Raw genomic sequence first — 20,857 nt, 5'->3', positions numbered from 1 at the left:
GCGTGACAGGCACTAGGACTCCGACTTCTCCTTCTCGGCCTGTTCCTTCTCCGCCTGCGCGAGCGCGGCCCTGGCCGCCTTCTCCGCTTCCTTGTCGGCCTTCGCCGCCTCCATGATCTGCCGCTTGGCCGCGGTTGCGTAGATGTCGACGTACTCCTGGCCGGAGAGCTTCATGATCTCGTACATGACCTCGTCGGTCAGGGCGCGCAGGATGAAACGGTCGTGCTCCATTCCCTGGTAGCGGCCGAAGTCCAGGGGCTCGCCGATGCGGATGCCCGGCCGCATCAGTTTCGGCATCACCTGGCCGGGCGGCTGGATCTTCTCCGTGTCGATCATGGCGACGGGGATGACCGGCGCGCCGCTGGCCAGCGCGACGCGCGCGAGCCCGCCGGGCTTGCCCCGGTAGAGACGGCCGTCGGGCGAGCGGGTTCCCTCGGGGTAGATCCCGAACAGCTCACCGCGCTCCAGGACATCGAGGCCGCTCTTGACCGCCGCCTCGCCCGCGCCGCGCGCGCCGGAGCGGTCCACCGGGAGCTGGCCGACCCCCTTGAAGAACGCGGCCGTCAGCCGTCCCTTCACCCCGGGGGTGGTGAAGTACTCGGCCTTCGCGATGAAGGTGACCTTGCGGTCGAGGACCGCGGGCAGGAAGAACGAGTCGGAGAACGACAGGTGATTGCTCGCCAGGATGGCGGGGCCCTCGGCCGGAATGTTCTCCAGGCCTTCCACCCAGGGCCTGAAGGCGACCTTGAGCGGCCCTCCGATGGCGACCTTCATCGTGCCGTACAACAACCGAGTGCCTCCCGTGTCCGTCGGTCAGACCATATCCCGCAGCACCGTCAATGAGCCCGACGGCCCTGGTCGGTGTCAGTGCGGTCGCGTACGGTGAACATCACCTGGACTCGTTCACGCCCTTCTCATGAACAGGAGACCGAAGGTGCCGGTCCTCCCTGGAGCCGAGCCGTTCCGCCACGAGGGCGGAGAAGCGGGTGTTCTCTTCTGCCACGGCTTCACCGGTTCCCCTCAGTCGCTGCGCCCGTGGGCGGAGTTCCTGGCCGAGCGCGGTCTGACCGTCTCGCTGCCCCTGCTGCCCGGTCACGGCACACGCTGGGAGGACATGCAGCTCACCGGCTGGCAGGACTGGTACGCCGAGGTGGACCGCGAGCTGCGTGCCCTGCGCGAGCGCTGCTCGCAGGTGTTCGTCGCGGGCCTGTCGATGGGCGGCACGCTCGCGCTGCGGCTGGCGGCGAAGCACGGGGACGCGGTCAGCGGTGTCGTGGTCGTCAACCCGGCGAACCGCATGCATGGCCTGGCCGCGCACGCTCTTCCCGTGGTCCATCACCTCGTCCGCTCGACGAAGGGCATCGCGAGCGACATCGCCAAGGAGGGCAGCACCGAGCTGGGATACGACCGGGTGCCGCTGCGCGCGGCGCACTCGCTGCGGTCCTTCTTCCGTCTCGTGGACGGTGAGCTGCCGCAGGTCACCCAGCCGCTGCTGGTCCTGCGCAGCGTCCAGGACCATGTGGTGCCGGGGGTCGACTCCGAGCGTGTCCTGAGTCGTGTCTCGTCCGTGGACGTACAGGAGATCGTGCTGGAACAGAGTTACCACGTCGCGACGTTGGACCATGAGGCGGACCGGATCTTCGAGGAGAGCTACTCGTTCATCAGCCGGCTCGCCCCCAGCATCGGCAAGGAAGGGACGGCCGCCCGTGGCTGAGCACGACTCCGATCGCGAGGAGCGCGAGGAGCGCGAGCCCGAGGAGCAGAGCGTCCCGTTCGACGAGGCCGCCGCGTGGGCCGCCATCGTCGCCGGATACGGCGAGGAGCCGCCGGACCCTCCGGGCGTCAAGCCCTTCAAGTCGGTCGAGGACCTGGCGCTGCTGGAGACCGAGACGAACGACGGCGGTCCCCAGGGAGCCGGGGACACCAAGGGCACGACGGGGACGAAGGAGACCAAGGGGACGAAAGAGGCCAGGGAGGCCAGGGACTCCCGGCGCTCCAGGCACTCCCGGGGCTCCGAAAAAGCCGAGGACACCGAGAACGCCGAGAACTCCCGGAACTCCGAGGACTCCGGTGACGAGAAGCCCGTGAAGCCCCTCGGCGGCTCGGTCGCCTTCGCGCCCGGGGTGGGCCCGCGGGACTACAGCATGCCGGAGCCCGCCGACGAGGACCTCGACGAGGACGACGAGGGCCACTTCGTACCGCCGGAGCCGCCCCCGCTGCCCGCCGCCGACACCACCGCGAAGTTCGCCTGGCTGGGCGTGCTCGGTGGGCCGGTGCTGCTCCTGCTGGCGATCCTGCTCGGCTGGGAGATGACCTGGTGGCTGGCCACGGTCGGCATCGGCGGTTTCCTGGGCGGCTTCACCACGCTGGTGATGCGGATGCGCACGGGTGACGAGGACGACGACGATCCCGGGCGGGGGGCAGTCGTCTAGGGCCTGTCGTTTGGATCACGCCGCAGACGCGGGGTCTGGCACGCACATCTGCCGCGTTGTCGTCGGTTGCCGACGCTCCGCGTCGACGCCCTCCTCCGCCTTGCAGCTGCACGCGCCAGACCCCACTCACCGGCATCGACCAGCACCGTCAGTTTCCTGCGGCCTGATCCAAACGACAGGCCCCAGACGCCCCTCAGCTCGCCGGAATTCTGAGGGCGGCCAGGACCGGAAGGTGGTCCGTGGCCGCCCTCAGGTCTCTCGCCGTCACCCCGGGGTGGCCGATCGGCACCCCGCAGCCCAGCACCTCGATGCCCTTCGTCGCGAAGATCGCGTCGATGCGCCGGTGCGGGTCGGTGCGGGTCCAGGTGTGCTCGTCGCCCCAGGGGGCGGTGGCCCAGCAGTCCTGGAGGGTCTCGGCGATCCGGGCGAAGGTGGGACCGCCGGGGCGTTCGTTGAGGTCGCCGCCCGCGATCGCGTGCTCCGCGCCCATTCCGGCGAGCCGGTCGAGGAGCATGCCGCCCTGCGCGTACCGCTCGTCCTTCTCCAGGGAGAGGTGGCAGCTCAGCACGCCGAGGCGGGCGCCGCCGAACCGCACGACCGCGGTCGCGAAGCCGCGTCGGTGCCGGCCCGGGGTGAGCGGGAGCAGCACGTCCTCGGTGCGTTCCACGGTGGCCCGGAGCGTGCAGAGGATCGCCGGGCCCGCGGCCGAGCCGCCGCCGGACAGGATCACCTGACCGGACGCCGCCGCGAGACGGGCGAGCTTCTTGCGCCAGCGGAAGAAGCGGGGCGCTTCCTGGAGGAGGACCAGGTCGGGTGCGCAGGCGCTGATGACGCGGGCGAGTGCGGCGGTGTCGTCGCGCATCGAGCGGACGTTGTAGCTGAGGACGCGGATGACGGCGGAACCGTCGGGTTCGGTACGGGAGGGTGGGAGCAGCGGGAGGGACGTCGCCATGCCGTCAAGATACGGGGTGACGCCCGGCGCGGCCGCCGGTATCGCGGGTCGGCGCGGCCGGTGCGGGCCGGTCGGCGCCAGCGAAGCCGGCGCCTTGATCTTGAAGCCACGAGATCGCGAACCCGCGCATTGCCGGCGAAGCCACGTATGTCGGCTGAGCCACGTATGTCGGCTGAGCCACGCACGGACACGGCCCCGCGCCCCCGAAGGGCGCGGGAAACCGACGTACGTCTGAAAGTCGCCCCTACATGATCGGGTCGGGCTCCCGGGCCAGGTCGGCCGCGCCCACCAGTCCCGCCTTGTTGCCCAGCTGGGCGGCGATGACGTCCGCCACCGGGCGCCAGTTGCCGCCCACCAGCCAGCGCTTGTACGACTTACGGATCGGGTCGAGAACCAGTTCGCCCTCGTCCGAGAGTCCGCCGCCGACGATGAACGCGGAGGGGTCGAACAGGGAGGCGAGGTCGGCGAGGCCGGCCCCGGCCCAGCGGGCGAGCTCACGGTAGGAGTCCACGGCGACCGGGTCGCCCTGACGGGCGGCCATGGAGATGTGCTTGCCCTCGATGCCCTCGGGGCTGCCGTCGCCGAGGCCGAGCAGGATCTCCGCGTTCTCGGGGGTGGCGTTGGCGCGCTGCTTCGCGTACCGCACGAGGGCCCGCCCGGAGGCGTACTGCTCCCAGCAGCCCTGCGAGCCGCAGCCGCACAGCAGCCCGTCCGGGACCATCCGGATGTGGCCGAACTCGGCTGCCACGCCGAAGTGGCCGCGGCGCAGCTTGTTGCCGATGATGATGCCGCCGCCGAGGCCGGTGCCGAGGGTGATGCAGATGACGTTGCGGTGGCCCTTGCCGCCGCCGAACTTGTACTCGCCCCAGGCTGCCGCGTTGGCGTCGTTCTCCACGACGACCGGAAGGCCCACCCGGGCCTCGACCTTCTCCTTCAGCGGCTCCTGGCGCCAGTCGATGTTCGGCGCGAAGTAGACCGTCGAGCGCTGACGGTTGACATAGCCGGCGGCACCGATGCCCACGCCGACGATCTCGTGCCCGACGCGCGCCCCGTCCACCGCCGAGGCTATGGCGTCCACGATGCCCTCGGCCGTGCCCGGGGTCGGCACCTTGTGGGTGGAGAGGATGTTGCCTTCCTCATCGACCACGCCGGCCGCGATCTTCGTGCCGCCGATGTCGACGCCGATGGTGAGTCCCATGAATCCCTCAGTTTCGGTCGAGCCCCGCTATGGCCAACCGTACCCGAGGCCCTGTCGCCAGGTCCCCGTCGTCCGCCCGGGGGCGGCGATCCCCGGCCGGGGCGCCTGACAGGCGGACGACGGGCCCTCAGGGACTCAGTCCAGGTCGATGCGTTCGCCCGGGCCGGGCTCGTCGCCCTTGCCGTCGCGGGGCTCGCCCTGGTCGCGTGGGTCGTTGTCCCGGGCGGTCCAGCGTCGCTCCTGCGCCTGGACCGCCGACCGGTACGCGGCCAGCAGCTCGTTCCCCGCGGCGGCGAGATGGTCGAAGAGGTCCGGGTTGCGCTCGATCACGGGTTCCACGGCGGACTTGGCCTGCTGGACGACCTGCTTCACCACCTGCTGGGCGGCCGGACCGGCGACCGCGCCGAGCAGGGGGGACTGCAGGTCGGACAGCTTGTCCGCGACGGAGTCGACGAGCTTGCGCAGTTCCTCGGCGGCCGAGCCCGGCGGCGGACCGTACTCGGTGCGTCGGCGGGCCTTCTCCGCCGCGAGGTCTTCGGCACACGCCGTCGCCCAGGCGTCGGCGTCGGTGGCCCGCACCTCGTCGACGGCCTCGCGCCCGCCCTCCTCGGACTGGGGGAGCTCTTCGCTCATGACGGACTCCTGACTACGGTTCGTCTCTACGACGTTACCCGAACGGGCGTATCCGGTTCATGTGGTCCGCGGCCAGAGTTCCGGGTCCGGCGCGAACCGGACGCGCAGCTCGCCCTCGCGCAGTGCGGCCCCGGCGACGGTGCAGCGGCGCAGTGCGGACGGCAGCGCGACGATCCGGCGGAACTGGCCCGCGCTGACGACGAGTTCGTCACCGCGCCGGATCAGGTCCAGCTCGTCGCGTATGGCGCCGGGCAGCGGGATGCGCCAGACCAGCACCCCGTCCTCGGCGAGCTGGTCGGTCACGGGCCACTCGACGGTGGACGTCGTGTCGTTGACCCCGGGCACGCCGAGCGCGCCGAGGTCGTCGGCGCCCCGGGGGTCGTGGCCGAGATGGGCGACGGTCCGTACGTCGTACGCCGCCCGCCACTCGTCCAGGGTCTTGCGCTGCTGCGCGATCAGACCCGCCGACCAGGAATCCTCCGCGGCCTCCGGCAGGACCCGGCTGGCGACCAGGACATCGGGCCGCAGGCCGCGCAGGGCGAGGGCGAGTCCCGCGCCGCGGACGGCGTCGGCGCCGGCCGGGCCGGGTTCGGCGACCAGCCGTACGACGGTGTCACGGTCGGCGAGGACCGCCCCGACGGCCGCCAGTTCGAGGTCCCAGCGGGCAGCGGTCTCGTACAGCCACTCGGAGGGCATCGGCACACCGGCCAGCCGGCCGAGGACGGGGCGCAGAGCGCGGGCCGCCTGGCGCTCGGTCGGCAGCAGGCGGCGCAGGTAGCGGCGCAGTTCCTCGGGCAGGGCGAGGAGGGCGAGCGCCTGCGGGGTGGGCGGGAGGTCGACGACCACCAGGTCGTGGGCGTCGGTGAGGGCGGCGTCCCGCAGGGCGCGGAGCAGGGAGAGCTCCTCAGCGCCGGGGAGGGCGGTGACCTCCTCGGCGTCCAGGGGGGAGGCGCCGAGCAGGTCGAGGGCGGAGGCGGCGCGGGACTGGAACGCGGTCAGGTCGTCACGGAAGCGTTGGGCCGCGTCCGGGCGCCAGGCGGTGAGGTTCGGCGCGACCTGCTGGGGGGCCGAGCCCGTCGCCGTGCCGAGTGCCGCGCCGAGGGTGTCGGTGCGGTCGGCACCGAGGACGAGGGTGCGGGTGCCCTCGCGGGCGGCGGCGAGGGCGGTGGCGGCGGCGACGGTGGTACGACCGCTGCCGCCGGGGCCCGTGATCAGGATGGTGCGCATGAGGGTGACCGTAACCGAGGCTGGGGTGCGGCCGTGTCGGGCCGGTGCCCGGCTGCCGGTCAGGCCCGCGTCGACTCCACCCGCTTCTTCAGTCCCGCCAGCGCCCGGTCGATGATGACCTTCTCCGCCTTGCGCTTGATCATGCCGAGCATGGGGATCTTGACGTCGACGGTGAGCCGGTAGGTGACCTCGGTCGCCCCCGCGCCGGCCGGCTTGAGGAGGTAGGAGCCGTCGAGCGAGCGCAGCATCTGGGACTTGACGAGGGTCCAGGAGACCTCGTGGTCGCCGGTCCAGGTGTAGCCCAGGGTCTGGTCGTCCTTGATGGCGCCGGCGTCCATGACGAGACGGACGTGCTCGGCGCGGCCCTGCGCGTCGGTCTTGAGGACCTCCGCCTCCTTCACCTCTCCGGTCCAGTCCGGGTAGCGGGCGAAGTCCGCGATCACCGCCATGACGTCGGCCGGTGGCGCCTCGATCGTGATGCTCGAGCTGGTGTGTTCCGCCATCGCCGTGGCTCCTCCAGATACGGGCCGGTACTGAGGTCGTCCTGCGCACGTGTGTGCAGCGTGAAGGCTACCGCGCGGCCGACCAGCCGACTTCATCCCCCGTCCGCCCCGGTCACCGGGAAACGCTCACCACTCCAGCGCCCACGGCTTTCCGCTGCCCGCGAAGTGCCCCACGTTCACGCATTCGGTCGCTCCGATCCGCATCCTGCGCACCAGCGGCTGGTGGACGTGGCCGAACAGCGCGTACCGGGGCCGGGTGCGGCGGATCGCGTCAAGGAGCGCCCGGCTGCCCCGCTCGAAACGGCGCGCGACCGTGTCGTAGACCAACTCGGGCACCTCCGGCGGGATGTGCGTGCACAGCACGTCCACCTCGCCCACCGCCTCGACCTTCGCCGCGTACTCCTCGTCGCTGATCTCGTACGGCGTCCGCATGGGCGTCCGCAGTCCCCCGCCCACGAAGCCGAAGACCCGGCCCCCGATCTCCACCCGCTCCCCGTCCAGCACGGTCGTGCCGGGCCCGGCGTACTGCGGCCACAAGGTAGGCATGTCGACATTGCCGTAGGTGGCGTACGTCGGTGTCGGGAACGCGGCGAACAACTCGGCGTACTGCTTGCGTACCGCGCGCTCGATCACGTCCGCCCGGTCCCCGGCGACCTGGGCCCACAGCCTGGCCCCCAGCTCTCTCGCCTCCTCGAAGCGGCGGGCGGTGCGCAGTTCGACGAGGCGGTGGGCGTTCTCGGCGCCGAAGAGGTCGGGGAAGATCCCGCGCGAGTGGTCGGCGTAGTCGAGGAAGAGGACGAGGTCACCCAGACAGATCAGGGCGTCCGCGCCCTCGCCGGCGCGGGCCAGGTCCTGGGCGTTGCCGTGTACGTCGCTGACCACATGGACGCGCGTCCTGTCGTTACCGGGCCGTGTGGGTGCCATGACGATCAAGGGTAAGGGTGTGGGGCATACGTGAACAGTGGCGGTGGGACCTGCGGTTACTGGCCAGTCAGTTAGTGCGTCGACTACTGTGCGCGAAGAAACACCACGAAGAAAACACCACGAAAAAACAGCAGTCCGTGTGACGCGGCGAACATCTCTCCGGGGCCCCTGTCGAAGAAGCGATACCGACGGGTAACGTCCGGGCAGTCCAGTCGTGCTCAGGATTTCAACCACCGAGCCCCCAAGGCCCGGGGTGAGGCCCTTGAGCACCTGCCCGGGCCTTGGACCGACCGTCGCAGCACACAACGTCGTGGCGCCGGCGCCCTATGAGGAGCAGCAGTCTTGCGCGAGTTCAGCCTTCCGGCTTTGTACGAGGTCCCTGCGGACGGCAATCTCACCGACATCGTCCGGAGAAACGCCGCGCAGCACCCTGATGTCGCCGTCATCGCCCGCAAGGTGGACGGTACGTGGCAGGACGTGACGGCCACCGTGTTCCTCGCCGAGGTGCACCGGGCCGCGAAGGGGCTCATCGCCTCCGGCGTGCAGCCCGGTGACCGGGTCGGCCTGATGTCCCGTACCCGCTACGAGTGGACGCTGCTGGACTTCGCGATCTGGAGCGCGGGCGCGGTCACCGTGCCGGTGTACGAGACCAGTTCGCCGGAGCAGGTCCAGTGGATCCTCAGCGACTCGGGCGCCACCGCCTGCGTCGTCGAGCAGGGCGGCCACGCGGAAACCGTCGAGTCGGTGCGGGAGAGCCTGCCGGCCCTCAAGCACGTCTGGCAGATCGAGGCCGGTGGCCTGGAGGAGCTGGGGCGGCTCGGACAGGACGTCACCGACGAGGCCGTCGAGGAGCGCAGCTCGCTCGCCAAGGCCGACGACCCGGCGACCATCGTCTACACCTCGGGCACCACCGGGCGCCCCAAGGGCTGTGTGCTCACCCACCGCAGCTTCTTCGCGGAGTGCGGGAACATCGTGGAGCGGCTGCGTCCGCTGTTCCGCACCGGCGAGTGCTCCGTCCTGCTCTTCCTGCCGCTCGCGCACGTCTTCGGCCGCCTTGTGCAGATCGCGCCCATGATGGCGCCGATCAAGCTGGGCATGGTCCCGGACATCAAGGAACTCACCGACGAGCTGGCCGCCTTCCGGCCGACGCTGATCCTGGGTGTCCCGCGTGTCTTCGAGAAGGTCTACAACTCGGCCCGCGCCAAGGCGCAGGCGGACGGCAAGGGCAAGATCTTCGACAAGGCCGCGGACACCGCGATCGCGTACAGCAAGGCGCTGGACACGGCGTCGGGTCCGTCCCTCGGACTGAAGATCAAGTACCGGACGTTCGACAAACTCGTCTACAGCAAGCTGCGCGCCGTCCTCGGCGGCAGGGGCGAGTACGCCATCTCCGGCGGCGCCCCGCTGGGCGAGCGCCTGGGGCACTTCTTCCGCGGCATCGGCTTCACGGTCCTGGAGGGCTACGGCCTGACCGAGTCGTGTGCCGCCACCGCCTTCAACCCGTGGGACCGCCAGAAGATCGGCACGGTCGGCCAGCCGCTGCCCGGTTCGGTGGTGCGGATCGCGGACGACGGCGAGGTGCTGCTGCACGGCGAGCACCTGTTCAAGGGGTACTGGAACAACGAGGCCGCGACCGCGGAGGCGCTCGCCGACGGCTGGTTCCACACCGGTGACATCGGCACCCTCGACGAGGACGGCTATCTGAAGATCACCGGCCGCAAGAAGGAGATCATCGTCACCGCGGGCGGCAAGAACGTGGCCCCGGCCGTGATCGAGGACCGGATCCGCGCGCACGCCCTGGTGGCGGAGTGCATGGTGGTCGGCGACGGGCGGCCCTTCGTGGGCGCGCTGATCACCATCGACGACGAGTTCCTGGGCCGTTGGGCCGCCGAGCACGGCAAGCCGGCCGGCTCCACCGCGGCGTCACTGGCGGCCGACGCGGACCTGAACGCGGCGATCCAGGCCGCGATCGACGACGGCAACGCCGCGGTGTCGAAGGCGGAATCGGTGCGGAAGTTCCGCATTCTCTCCTCCCAGTTCACGGAGGACTCGGGCCACCTCACGCCGTCCCTCAAGCTCAAGCGCAACGTGGTGGCGAAGGACTACGCGGCCGAGATCGAGGCCCTCTACCAGAAGTAGCCCACCCCGGCCCCACGACGGCTCATGGCGCGGTGTCCTCCACCAGGACCCGCGCCATCGTCCGTTCGGCGAGCGCGGTGATCGTCACGAACGGGTTCACCCCGATCGATCCGGGCACCAGCGAACCGTCGGTGACGTACAGCTTCGAATACCCCTTCACCCGGCCGTAGTTGTCGGTCGCCTTGCCCAGCACGCAGCCGCCGAGCGGGTGGTACGTGAAGTCGTCGGCGAAGATCTTGTTGGAGGACCCGAACAGGTCGTACCGGTAGATCGTCGAGTTCGCCGCGTTGATCCGGTCGAACAGCTTCTTCGCCATGCTGACGGAGACCGCGCTCTGGGCGGCGGACCAGCCGAGCCGTACCCCGCCCGTGCCGCTGTCGTACGAGAACGACGCCCGTTGCGGGTTCTTGGTGATCGCCAGATAGAGACTGACCCAGTGCTCCAGCCCCGCGGGCAGCGGGGCGATCTCGGCGAAGACCGGGTTGGCGGCGTTGGCCCAGTCGTCGATGCCCATCACCGGCATGGTCGACTGGTTGGCGCCGACGGTGTCCCACAGGTGGTTGGCCCGGCCGAGCATCACGTTCCCGTTGGTGCCCCAGCCCGCCCCGACGCTCGCGTCCAGCCTGGGCAGCGTGCCGGTCGCCCTCGCCCGGACCAGGAGTTCGCTGGTCCCGACGCTGCCGCCGCCGAGGAAGAGGTACGTGCAGCCGTACTGCTTGGTCTCGACGACCGCGCCGGTGTCGTCGATGCGGTCGGCGGTGAGGACGTACGTCCCGTCGTTCGCCCGGCTGATCTGGCGCACCTTCTCCATGGTGTGGATCGTGACGTTGCCGGTGCCCAGCGCCTGCGCCAGATACGTCTTGTCGAGGCTGCGTTTGCCGTGGTTGTTGCCGTAGATGACCTCCCCTCCGAGGGCCGACTTCGTCGCCGTGCCGGCCGCCTCGCGCTGCATGTAGCCGAAGTCGTAGACGCTGGGTACGAAGGTGGTCTTCAGTCCGGCGTTCGCGGCGTGCTTCCGGGAGACGCGGGAGAACTGGTACCACTCGGTCGACTCGAACCAGGCGGGGTCGACGCTGTTGACGCCGAGCATGGCGCGGGCGCGGGGGAAGTAGGTGGAGTACATCTCCGTCGCGTCGACGGTGGGGAACTGCTCGGCGAAGTAGGACTGGAGCGGGGTGACCGCCATCGAGCCGTTGACCAGGGAGCCGCCGCCGACCCCACGGCCCACGAAGACGGACATGTTGTCGAAGTGCACGCGGTCCAGGACGCCGGGGTAGCGACTGATGTCGCGGTTGACGACGTCCAGCCAGAGGAAGGAGGCCAAGGGCGCCTCGGTGCGGGTGCGGAACCACATGGAGCGCTGGTCCGGGGCGGTGGTGGAGCAGAAGACCTTGCCGTCGGGGGCCGCGGTGTTCCAGAGCCGGCCCATCTCGATCATGACGGTGCGGATACCGGCCTGGCCGAGTCGGAGGGCGGCGACGGCGGCGCCGTAGCCGGAGCCGACGACGATCGCGGGGGCGGTTTCGACCGAGTCGGGTTCGGCGGCCCGGGCCGACTGGAGGCCGACCCGGGTGAAGCCGAGGGTGGCGGCGGTCTGCAGGGCGACCATGCCCAGTATGTGACGTCTCGTCAGCTGACGCTGCATCAGTTTTGCTGTCATGTGCGCAGCATGTGCGGATTATCGGGTTCCGCCTAGAGCTGCGGCGGACTTGGATCGGACCTTTGAAAGGGTCTTTGCGCAGTCTCCGTCACAGCATTCACAGCAGCGCCCTGAGCTTCTCGGCGAGCAGGTCCCAGCGCCACTTCTCCTCCACCCAGGCGCGCCCCCGGTCCCCCATCCGCCGGCGCAGTTCCGCGTCCCCGAGGAGCACGACGATCCGCTCGGCGGTCTCCTCCACCGAGCCGCCGCGCACCACCCAGCCGCTCTCGCCGTCGAGGACCGCGTCGGGCGCGCCGCCGGAGTCACCGGCGACCACGGGCAGCCCGGTCGCCGAGGCCTCCAGGTACACGATCCCGAGCCCCTCCACGTCGAGCCCGCCCCGCCGGGTCCGGCACGGCATCGCGAACACGTCCCCGGCGCCGTAGTGCGCGGGCAGCTCGGACCAGGGCACCGAGCCGGTGAAGCGGACGGAGCCGGCGACCCCGGTCTCCCGCGCCAGCCGCCGCAGGTCCGTCTCGTAGGGACCGCCGCCGACGATCAGCAGCACGGCGTCCGGCTCGGCGGCCAGGATCCGGGGCATGGCGAGGATCAGCGTGTCCTGCCCCTTGCGCGGGACCAGCCGGGACACGCACACCACCACGGGCCGGTCGGTCAGGCCGAGCCGGGCCCGGACCTCGTCGCCGCCGGAGCCCGGGTGGAAGGTCTTCTCGTCCACCCCCGGCGGCAGCTGCGTCATCCGCCCGGCCGCGTCCGGCGTCAGCGCGGTCGCGATCCGCGAGCGGGTGTACTCGCCGAGGTAGGTGACGGTGTCCGTGGAGTCGCCGATCCGCCGCAGCAGCTGCCGGGCGGCGGGCAGCTGCGCCCACCCGGCCTCGTGTCCGTGGGTGGTGGCCACCAGCCGCTCGGCGCCCGCCCTCCGCAGCGCCGGCGCCATCAGCCCGAGCGGCGCCGCCGCGCCGAACCACACCGACCCGCACCCGTGTTCGCGCAGCAGGCCGACGGCCCGCCGGGTCACCCGGGGCGCCGGCAGCAGCATCGTGGTGGCGTCCCGTACGACGGTGAAGGGCTGCTCCGCGTCGAACGCGGCCGTCGCCTCGGCCCCCTCCCGGCCGCGTTTCCAGGTGGAGGCGTAAACGACCAGCCGCTCGGGGTCGAGCCGGAGCGCCATGTTGTGCAGGAACGCCTGGATCCCGCCGGGTCGGGGCGGGAAGTCGTTCGTGACGACGAGAGTCTTGTCCATCGCGGCCGACCCTACCGAACCGGCCGCTCACGGCCGCCCGCGCTCGCGTCTGTGGCACGCTCACAGCGGGGCAGGACATCATGTTCCCCTCAAGACAGGAAATCGAACGGCAGGGGACCACGTGGAGACGACGGGCGCGCGGCGGTCGCTGACCGGTCTGCTGCTCACCTGGGGCGTGACCAGGCTGCTGCTGTTGCTTGTCGTGTTCAAGGTGTACGTCTTCCCCGGCCCGGACGTCACCAGCGACGTGTCGGTCATCTACCAGGACTGGTACAACGTCCTGCGCACCGGCACCTTCCCGCTGGACGACGTCACCTGGCAGTACCCGCCCGCCGCCGCCCTCGCGATCCTCTCCCCCGCGCTGCTGCCGGGCCTGGACTACACCTCCGCCTTCTTCGTCCTCGCCTTCCTCGCCGACCTGGTCGTGCAGGCCCTGCTGCTGTACGCGGGCCGACGCCCGGGCAAGCGGCTGCGCGGCGCCTGGGTGTGGGTGGCGGGCGTCCCGCTGCTCGGCCCGACCGGATACGCGCGCTACGACGTGATGGTCACCGCGGTCGCGGTCGCCGCCCTGCTCGCCGGTTCCCGGCACCCGCGTCTGATGGGCGCCCTCGCCGGCTTCGGGGCGATGCTGAAGGTGTGGCCGGCGCTGCTGCTCCTGGGCGTCCGCACCCGCGGCGCCTGGACCGCGGCGGCGGTGACCGTGTCCGGGCTGGCCGCGCTGTTCGCCGTCACGATGCCGGGCGCCTTCGCCTTCCTGACCTTCCAGCGCGACCGGGGCACCGAGGTGGAGTCGCTCGGCTCCCTCGTCTTCCATGTGGCCCGGCACCACGGCTGGGACGGCGAGGTGCTGCTGAACTACGGCTCGGTCGAATTCCTCGGCCCGTGGGTGAACATCGTGAGCACGGCCGCGCTCGCGCTGACCGGCATGGCCTTCGGCTGGCTGCTGCTGTGGCGGCTGCTGGCGACCCGGTTCGAGGCGCACACGATGGCCGACACGGCGTTCGTGGCGGTGCTGATGTTCACCACCACCAGCCGGGTGATCAGTCCGCAGTACCTGGTGTGGCTGGTGGGCCTGGCGGCGGTCTGCCTGTGTTTCCGGACGAGCCGGATGGGCGGGCCGGTGGTCCTGGTCCTGGCGGCGTGCTTCGTGACGGTGCTGGAGTTCCCCCTCTGGTTCGCCCACGTCGTGGCGAGCGACCCGCTCGGCGTCACCCTTCTCGCCGTACGCAATGGCCTGCTGGTGCTCGCCACCGTCGCCGCCGCCCGCGTCCTGTGGCGCGCGACGGTCCCGAAGCCGACCGCGGCGCTGCCCCCCGACGAGGCCGCCCACGCCCAGGAGGCGTCCGCCTCCTCGTGAGCCGGCCGCGGGGAGCCGCCTCAGCTCAACTCCTCCCGCAGGTAGTCCTGCCAGCGCGCGGTGAACTCCTCCGGTGTCGTGCCGAGCACCTTCTTCATCGCGTCCTCGACCGCGCCCGCCCGTTTCTGATGCGTGCCCACGGCCCGGTAGAACGCGCCGAGACGTACCTCGCCCCACCGGCCGGCGATCATCCGGCACGCCATCCAGCCGCCCTCGTAGGCCTTCGCCAGCCCGGTCGCGGCCCCGCTGAAGCCGAAGTCCCGGTCGGACGGCAGGGCGTCGGGCACCTCGCCCTCACCCACGGACTCGTGCAGCTCCGGCGCGGCCTGTGCGGGGGTGCGCCCGCTGTCGCGGTAGCCGACCCAGTCCGCGTACCCCTCGGACAGCCACAGCGGCGTCGCGGGCGTGGTGTCGGCGCGGGTGGCGACATGAGTGGTCTCGTGAGTGAGCACGACCTGTTTGCCGAGGGGGCCGAGCACGCCGTACGCCTCGGGGTTGACGATGATCCGGTCCGCGGGCGCCCGCGCCTGGGCGCCGGTCTCGCCGGTGGTGACCGCCGCTATCCCGCGGTACGAGGAGGCGGGCGAGCCGAGCAGCCCCGCCATGCCGGCCAGCGACTTCGGTACCAGGACCACGACGTGCCCGGCCCAGTGCGTGCCCCACGCGTCCGACACGGCGGGCACCGCGTGGTCCGCCAGGTCCGCGTAGGAGTGCAGCGTCTCACTGCTCTGCCCGACCCCCAGAACCAGGCTGTGCTTCCCGCGTACCCCGATCACCTCGCCCTGGTCCCACAGCTGCTGGGAAGCCTTCCGGGCGGGCCCCTCCGCGTCCACGTACCACCGCCCGCCCGTCTCCAGGGACAGCGTCAGGGTGCGGCCCACGACGACCGGGGCCCGGTCGTAGCCCTGGACGCGGTAGCTGAGTTCGGCGTCGGCGGTGGCCGTGTCACCGGTGCGGTGCAGGGCGGTGACGCGGTAGGACCAGGCGGCGAGCGGGACCGCGCCGAGGTTCTGGAACCAGCTCAGCGCGCCGGTCCGCAGGAACGCCGCCCGGTCCCGGTCGAGCACCGCGGTGGCCCGCCGGTCGAGGACCCGCTGCACCTCGGCCTTCGCGCCGTCGGTGGCGGGCCGCCCGCCGCAGCCCACCAGGACCATCAGCAGCGCCAGGCACAACCCGACGACTCCACGCCCCGACCCCGCCCGCCCTCGACCTGCCACGCTCCGATCGTACGGGGGCGTGGACGCGCGCGGTCAGACCCTTGTGACGGTCGCGCCCGGGATCATGTTCACCGGGTCGTAGCGCACCGGGGCCCCGGGGTACGGCGCGTGGATCACCTGGCCGTTGCCCACGTACATCGCGACATGGCTGGCATCGTTGCGGTAGGTGACCAGGTCACCGGGCCGGGCCTGGGAGAGCGGAACCTGACGGCCGGCGAAACGCTGGGCCTGCGAGGTGCGCGGCAGGGCGACACCGGCCTGCGCGTACGACCACTGCATCAGGCCCGAACAGTCGAAGCCGGAGGGCCCGTTGGCGCCCCAGACGTACGGTCTGCCGAGCGCGGAGCGGGCGGCGGCGATGGCGGCCTCGGCCCGGGAGGAGGCCGGCGCAACGCTCCCGAGGTCCGGCAGACCGGCGCGCCCGGAGCGAGAAACCGTGTCGTAGGCGGCACGCTCCGCGGACGGCAGGGAGGCCAGCAGCCGCCGGGCCTTCGCGAGCTTCTTCTCGACGGTCCGCTTGTGGGAGACGACGGCCTTGCGGCTCTGGTCCAGCTCGCCGAGCTTGCGGGTCGCCTCCGAGCGCTCCTGGGCGAGTTCACGCATCGCCGTCTGGAGGTCCTTGAGCGCCTCGGCCTGGTGGACGCTGATCCGGTCGAGGACGGCGGCCTTGTCGAGGTAGTCGTCCGGGTCGTCGGAGAACAGCAGCGCGAGGGAGGGGTCGAGGCCGCCGGAGCGGTACTGGGCTCCGGCCAGCGAACCGAGCGCCTCCCGCATGGAGTTGATGCGCTCCTGCTGCCGGGCGATCCGGTCCTGGGCACCGCCGACCTCCGCACGCAGCGCGTCGGTGTTCTCGTCGGCCTCGTTGAAGGCCTCGGTGGCCTTCTCGGCCTCCTCGTAGAGACGGTCCACCTCGGCACGGGTGTCGTCGCGCGGTGCGGCGACGGCCGAGGTGGCCGGGAGGACGCCGAGGGCCGCGGCCGCGGCTGACATGACACAGAGCGCTGCACCGGCGCCCCGGTCGAACCCGGACGGTGCATGGCGGCGATGGGACCCCACGGGAAGCCGCACTCCTTCCGACTGGCGGACAGGGAAACGCGGCAGACAGTAGCCCCGGGCAGGGGGCCTCACCAAAGACCTCGGCGGGCGAATAAAGCGGCGCTCCGCCTCAGACGCAGGTCATGGGCGGGGCGCGGGGTCAGTTCACCTCATCGTGATTCGCCCGTTCGGGCGGCAAGGTGTGTTGATCTTCCGGGAGTTCGCGACGGCGGGCCGGACAGGACGGTCAGACCCGGACACCGAACATGAACGGGCCGCCGATGGTGCTCATCGACTCGTAGCGGACGACGGTGCCGGTGCGCGGCGCGTGGATGATCTGGCCGTTGCCGGCGTAGAGACCCACGTGGTGCAGGTCGTTGAAGAAGAAGACGAGGTCGCCGACCTGGAGCTGGCTCTGCGAGTAGATCTTCGTCCCGATGGTCGCCTGCGCCTCGGAGGTGCGCGGGATGCCGACGCCGGCCGCCGCGTACGCCCGCGAGGTGAGGCCCGAGCAGTCGTAGGAGCTCATGCCGGTGGCGCCGTAGACGTACGGCTTGCCCAGCTGGCTCTGCGCCCAGGCGTAGGCCGCCCCTGCCCGGCCGGAGGCTGCGGTGCCGGAGCCGAGGACCTCACGCCCGCTGTCGCGGCTGGCGCGTTCCTGCTCGGCCTCGAGCTTGGCCTTCTCCGCCGCCGTCAGGGAGTTGTAGAGCGTGCGCGCCTCGGAGAGCTTCGTCTGGACCTGCTTCTTCTTGTTGCCCAGTTCGGTGCGGGTGGAGGCGAGGTCCTTGAGCTTCTCGGACGCCTCGGAGCGCTCCTGCGCGAGCTCGCGCTGCTTCTCCTGGATCTTCTTCAGCGCCTCGACCTGCTGGGCGCTCAGCTGGTCGGCGGTGGACGCCTTGTCCAGGTAGTCGTCCGGGTTCGACGACAGGAAGAGCTGGAGGGAGGGGTCGACGCCGCCGGTGCGGTACTGGGCGGCGGCCGCCAGGCCCATGGAGTCACGCAGCTCGTTGAGCTCGTCCTGGCCGCGGGCGACGTTGTCCTGGATGGTGGAGATCTCCTTCTGGAGCTTCTCCTGCTTCTCCTTGGCCCCGTTGAACTTCTCGGTGGCCTGCTCGGCCTCCTCGTAGAGCTTGTCGACCTTCGCCTTGACCTCGTCCTTGCTCGGCTTCTCGCTCGGCGCGGCGTTGGCTGCCTGCGAGCTCAGAGCTACGGCGGCGGCTGCTGCCGTGGTCAGCACGGTCACGCGCGCACGGCTCGGTTGCTTGGGTCGACGATGGGACGCCACGGAGGTGAACTCCTTCTTTTGAGTGATCACCCGCTCGGAGGTTCGAGTGCAGACCTTAGTGACCCTCTTGTGATCAGTTCAAATCCTCAAGAGAAAAATCTCGTCACACCATGCATTCTTTGCACACAACCCACATGCAGTGACGCCCGGTTGACGCTACGTTGCGTGCGGATGCCGTCAATTCGGGCATTGAAGCCGTACGTTGACCTTCAGGACAGCCGCTTGAGAAGCACCACAGAAGCGACCGGTCGCGCCCCCGCCCGGGCCACCCCGTCGGCCACCTCGCGGTCGGTGGAGGCGACGATGACCGGACGCCCCGGAGGCTCCGCGCGCACCAGCTGGCGGATCAACTCGTCGGCGGTGACACCCGGCTTGGAGAACAGCACCCGCACCCCGCGCGGCGGCGCCAGAAGCACCGGCGCGGCCAGCTCGGCCCCGTCGAAGACACAGGTCACCTCGGCGCCGGTCTGCGCGGCCAGCTGCGAGAGCTGCCCGAGGAGCCGGAGCCGCTGCTTCTCCAGGGGCATCTGGGGATAGCCGGTCTTGGTGACGTTGTAGCCGTCGACGACCAGATGGGCCTGCGGCAGCGCGAGCAACTGGTCGAGGATCGCGGGGTCGTTCTCGGACAGGGCCCGCGCGGCGATGTCCTTCGGGGTCATCCGTCCCGGTTCGACCGCGTCCACGGTCTCCGCCGGCCGCACCGACACAGGCGGCAGCGCGAGCTCCCGGCGCAGCCCCTGGGTCGCGTCGAGCAGGGTGTCCAGCAGCAGCCGTACCCGCATGTCCTCGACACTGCGCCCCTCACGGGCCGCCCGGCGGGTGGCCTCCAGGCCCGCCTCCGCCTCCCCGAGGCGCGCCTTCAGCCGCCGGGTCTCGCTCTCGGCGGCGGACAGCTGGGACTGCCCCTCGGAACGCAGCGTCTCCATCTCGCCGTGCGCCTTGCGCAGCGCCGCCTCGCCCCGCTTGACGTCACTAAGCGCCGCGCGCAGCTTGCGGTGCAGCGACTCGGCTTCCTTCTTGGCCGAATCCAGCTCGGTGCGCAGCCGCTCGGTCTCGGTACGGGTCTGCTCGCGGGCCCGGTCGAGTTCCTCACGCAGCCGCTCCAGCTCGGCCCGGTTCTCCTCCTCGACCCGCTCGGCGTCGGCCCGCTGGGCCTCCTCGCCGGCCGCGGTCACCAGCTTCACCCAGTCGGTGGGCCGCAGAACATAGGCCGCGGCCGCCACATCGAGCGGGTCCGCGGCCGGGGGCGGCGAGCCGGAGTCGAGAGCGCCGGACAACTCCGGCTGCGCCTCTCTGAACTTCTCCCCGATGCGCTGCCGGAACAGCGGATCGCTCTCCAGGGCGGCGGCCATGGCGTTGCCGGCGAACTTGGCGCGCCGGTTCGGCGCGAACCGGGCGTACTGCCTGAGCTGGGTCGGCAGCTCCGCCACGGTCAGCCCGCCGAACCCGTCGGAGACGATCTGCACGACCCTGCGGCGCACACCGTCGGGCAGCGGACGGTCGAGCACCTCAGCGGCGCCGTCGGCCGGCCCCCCGCCCGTGCTCTCCACCATCGTCACCCCAATGCCTGTGCGGGCCCGCTCCGGTCAGGAGTCGGCGCCCGGCCTGTCCACGAGTTCCACCTGGTCCACGGCGTTGCACCAGCGGCAGCGCACGGACTCGATGGTCTCACTCACCACGTCACGCTCCTCGACCTTCGGCTCTCCGGCGAGGTCGAGGTGGACGTACTCGACGACCTTCGACGAGCGGGTCACATCGAAGCGGGTGAGGTTGCCGCAGAGCGTGCAGCGCCACCGTGTCGTGGTGGTGGGCAGGGGAACCGTCATCGTGACTGTTCGCTTCCTTCTGATGTCAGTACTTATGGTGCCGGTACTTCCGGGTGCTTCCAGTGTCGACGACGCGCCGGACTCCCGGCACGTGTGGCTCGTTACCCTACGGCCTGGCGCGTACTCGCCGCTCGGGCGTCCACGGCGGCGAGGCGGTCTCGTCCGTTGCGTCCCCTTACGTCATGCTCTGTATTCATGATCAGCAACTGGAGCGAAACGGTCGACAAGGCCCGAAGATCGGTCCGGTGGTCGTCAGCACCGGTCACATACGGACTGATCGCCCTGTGCTGCCTGCTCTTCCTGCTCGGTCCGGCCGCCGGCCTGAACCCGGTGTACGGCTCCGGTGACACGCTGCTGACCGCTCAGCGGGCCTACTTCCGCCGCTGGGGCGTGGTCCCGGCCGAGCTGTTCGAGGGGTCGCCACGAGCCGCGCTCACGCCCGCCACCGCCCTCTTCGTCCACGGCAGCTGGGTGCACCTGCTGGGCAACATGCTCTTCCTCTACGTCTTCGGGGTGATGACCGAGGAACGCATGGGGCGCGTCCAGTTCACCCTCTTCTACGTCGGCTGCGGCTACCTCGCCCTGCTCGGGTACGCCGCCGCCAACGCGGACTCCGAGCAGTCCCTGGTCGGCGCGTCCGGGGCGATCTCGGCGGCCCTCGGAGCGTTCCTCTATCTGTTCCCCGGGGCCCGCGTGACCAGTCTCCTGCCTTTTCTGTTCTTCCTGCCGCTGCGCTTCCCCGCCTGGGTCGTGCTGCCCTTCTGGGCGGCCCTGCAATGGCTGGCGGCGGGCCGGGCGGCCTCGGGGCCGGGGGTGGCGTACCTGGCGCACCTGGTGGGGTTCGGGCTGGGGTTCGGCTACGCGTGGGTGCGGTTTCGACGTGGGACTACAGTGAGATCCGCCCAAGTTCCGGCCCCCGAGGGAGAGAACCAGCCGTGATCACCGCGATCGTGCTCATCAAGACCAGCGTGGACCGGATCCCCGAGATCGCCGAGTCGATCGCCTCGCTGGAGAGCGTGAGCGAGGTCTTCTCCGTCACCGGGACGTACGACCTGATCGCCATGGTGCGGGTGCGGCGGCACGAGGACCTGGCGGAGGTCATCCCCGGCCGGATCAGCAAGATCCCCGGCGTGGAGGGCACGGACACCCACGTGGCGTTCCGTACGTACTCGCAGCACGACCTGGAGGCGGCGTTCGCGATCGGGCTGGACTCCTGACCGGCGAAGCCC

Annotated in this window: 20 protein-coding genes; 6 read left to right on the top strand and 14 right to left on the bottom strand. The window is 71.1% G+C overall.

The genetic code is table 11. The annotated features are described in order from the left end of the window. Nucleotides 1-12: 12 nt before the first annotated feature. Nucleotides 13-774: a lysophospholipid acyltransferase family protein gene (locus ABZ027_RS37455; protein WP_356776491.1), complete on the bottom strand. Its 762-nt coding sequence runs from the start codon at nt 772-774 to the stop codon at nt 13-15. A 160-nt stretch (nt 775-934) separates the two neighbouring features. Here ABZ027_RS37455 and ABZ027_RS37450 point away from each other — a divergent pair, with 160 nt between their 5' ends. Further along, nucleotides 935-1,714 carry an alpha/beta fold hydrolase gene (locus ABZ027_RS37450; RefSeq protein ID WP_356776489.1) on the top strand — a complete coding sequence of 260 codons (780 nt, stop codon included), beginning with the start codon at nt 935-937 and terminating at the stop codon, nt 1,712-1,714. Then, nucleotides 1,707-2,432, top strand: coding sequence for a hypothetical protein (locus ABZ027_RS37445; protein ID WP_356776471.1), 726 nt, complete (start codon nt 1,707-1,709; stop codon nt 2,430-2,432). The genes ABZ027_RS37450 and ABZ027_RS37445 overlap by 8 nt, the downstream gene beginning before the upstream one ends. Nucleotides 2,433-2,625: 193 nt before the next feature. Here the strand turns inward: ABZ027_RS37445 and ABZ027_RS37440 are convergent, their stop codons facing one another. The 6 genes from ABZ027_RS37440 to ABZ027_RS37415 form a co-directional block, all read right to left on the bottom strand. Then, nucleotides 2,626-3,384, bottom strand: a complete 759-nt coding sequence (locus ABZ027_RS37440) for an endonuclease/exonuclease/phosphatase family protein (protein ID WP_356776469.1) — start codon at nt 3,382-3,384, stop codon at nt 2,626-2,628. 244 nt (nt 3,385-3,628) lie between these two features. Continuing rightward, entirely contained in the window at nt 3,629-4,582 is a 954-nt protein-coding gene (locus tag ABZ027_RS37435; protein ID WP_356776467.1) for an ROK family glucokinase, read from the bottom strand. Between the two features lie 135 nt (nt 4,583-4,717). Further along, nucleotides 4,718-5,215, bottom strand: a complete 498-nt coding sequence (locus tag ABZ027_RS37430) for a DUF5304 domain-containing protein (protein ID WP_356776465.1) — start codon at nt 5,213-5,215, stop codon at nt 4,718-4,720. Nucleotides 5,216-5,272: 57 nt separating this feature from the next. Beyond that, a complete protein-coding gene (locus ABZ027_RS37425) occupies nt 5,273-6,442 on the bottom strand; it encodes an ArsA-related P-loop ATPase (protein ID WP_356776463.1) in 1,170 nt (389 codons plus the stop codon). 59 nt (nt 6,443-6,501) lie between these two features. Continuing rightward, the gene (locus ABZ027_RS37420; RefSeq protein ID WP_356776461.1) at nt 6,502-6,945 is read right to left on the bottom strand and encodes an SRPBCC family protein; all 444 of its coding nucleotides are present in this window, start codon (nt 6,943-6,945) and stop codon (nt 6,502-6,504) included. Nucleotides 6,946-7,071: 126 nt separating this feature from the next. Next, nucleotides 7,072-7,827, bottom strand: a complete 756-nt coding sequence (locus ABZ027_RS37415; RefSeq protein WP_356776487.1) for a metallophosphoesterase — start codon at nt 7,825-7,827, stop codon at nt 7,072-7,074. Between the two features lie 384 nt (nt 7,828-8,211). On the opposite strand from ABZ027_RS37415, the gene ABZ027_RS37410 reads away from it, so the two are divergent. Next, the gene (locus ABZ027_RS37410; RefSeq protein WP_356776459.1) at nt 8,212-10,008 is read left to right on the top strand and encodes an AMP-dependent synthetase/ligase; all 1,797 of its coding nucleotides are present in this window, start codon (nt 8,212-8,214) and stop codon (nt 10,006-10,008) included. 22 nt (nt 10,009-10,030) lie between these two features. Here the strand turns inward: ABZ027_RS37410 and ABZ027_RS37405 are convergent, their stop codons facing one another. After that, complete coding sequence (locus tag ABZ027_RS37405; protein ID WP_356776485.1) at nt 10,031-11,617, bottom strand: GMC oxidoreductase; 1,587 nt, start codon at nt 11,615-11,617, stop codon at nt 10,031-10,033. 148 nt (nt 11,618-11,765) lie between these two features. Next, nucleotides 11,766-12,908, bottom strand: coding sequence for a glycosyltransferase family 4 protein (locus ABZ027_RS37400; RefSeq protein ID WP_356776457.1), 1,143 nt, complete (start codon nt 12,906-12,908; stop codon nt 11,766-11,768). 121 nt (nt 12,909-13,029) lie between these two features. Between ABZ027_RS37400 and ABZ027_RS37395 the strand changes: the two genes are divergently transcribed. Further along, nucleotides 13,030-14,265 (top strand): glycosyltransferase family 87 protein, encoded by a 1,236-nt coding sequence (locus ABZ027_RS37395; protein ID WP_356776455.1) that lies wholly within the window; start codon nt 13,030-13,032, stop codon nt 14,263-14,265. 20 nt (nt 14,266-14,285) lie between these two features. Here the strand turns inward: ABZ027_RS37395 and ABZ027_RS37390 are convergent, their stop codons facing one another. The 5 genes from ABZ027_RS37390 to ABZ027_RS37370 all read right to left on the bottom strand — a co-directional run bounded on the left by ABZ027_RS37390 (nt 14,286) and on the right by ABZ027_RS37370 (nt 19,628). Beyond that, the gene (locus tag ABZ027_RS37390; RefSeq protein ID WP_356776453.1) at nt 14,286-15,482 is read right to left on the bottom strand and encodes a hypothetical protein; all 1,197 of its coding nucleotides are present in this window, start codon (nt 15,480-15,482) and stop codon (nt 14,286-14,288) included. A gap of 33 nt (nt 15,483-15,515) precedes the next feature. Continuing rightward, complete coding sequence (locus ABZ027_RS37385; protein ID WP_356776451.1) at nt 15,516-16,538, bottom strand: NlpC/P60 family protein; 1,023 nt, start codon at nt 16,536-16,538, stop codon at nt 15,516-15,518. 226 nt (nt 16,539-16,764) lie between these two features. Beyond that, on the bottom strand, nt 16,765-17,802 hold the full coding sequence (locus ABZ027_RS37380; protein ID WP_356776449.1) for an NlpC/P60 family protein: 1,038 nt from the start codon (nt 17,800-17,802) through the stop codon (nt 16,765-16,767). A 209-nt stretch (nt 17,803-18,011) separates the two neighbouring features. Beyond that, nucleotides 18,012-19,355, bottom strand: coding sequence for an NYN domain-containing protein (locus ABZ027_RS37375; protein WP_356776447.1), 1,344 nt, complete (start codon nt 19,353-19,355; stop codon nt 18,012-18,014). Between the two features lie 33 nt (nt 19,356-19,388). Continuing rightward, complete coding sequence (locus ABZ027_RS37370) at nt 19,389-19,628, bottom strand: hypothetical protein (protein ID WP_356776445.1); 240 nt, start codon at nt 19,626-19,628, stop codon at nt 19,389-19,391. 195 nt (nt 19,629-19,823) lie between these two features. Here ABZ027_RS37370 and ABZ027_RS37365 point away from each other — a divergent pair, with 195 nt between their 5' ends. Beyond that, nucleotides 19,824-20,567, top strand: coding sequence for a rhomboid family intramembrane serine protease (locus ABZ027_RS37365; protein ID WP_356776443.1), 744 nt, complete (start codon nt 19,824-19,826; stop codon nt 20,565-20,567). Continuing rightward, nucleotides 20,564-20,845 carry an Lrp/AsnC ligand binding domain-containing protein gene (locus ABZ027_RS37360; RefSeq protein WP_356776441.1) on the top strand — a complete coding sequence of 94 codons (282 nt, stop codon included), beginning with the start codon at nt 20,564-20,566 and terminating at the stop codon, nt 20,843-20,845. Before ABZ027_RS37365 ends, ABZ027_RS37360 begins: the two co-directional genes overlap by 4 nt. Nucleotides 20,846-20,857: the final 12 nt, after the last annotated feature.

Source organism: Streptomyces sp. NPDC006332, assembly GCF_040612855.1.
GTDB lineage: Bacteria > Actinomycetota > Actinomycetes > Streptomycetales > Streptomycetaceae > Streptomyces.
This window is presented reverse-complemented; position numbering and strand designations above follow the sequence as displayed.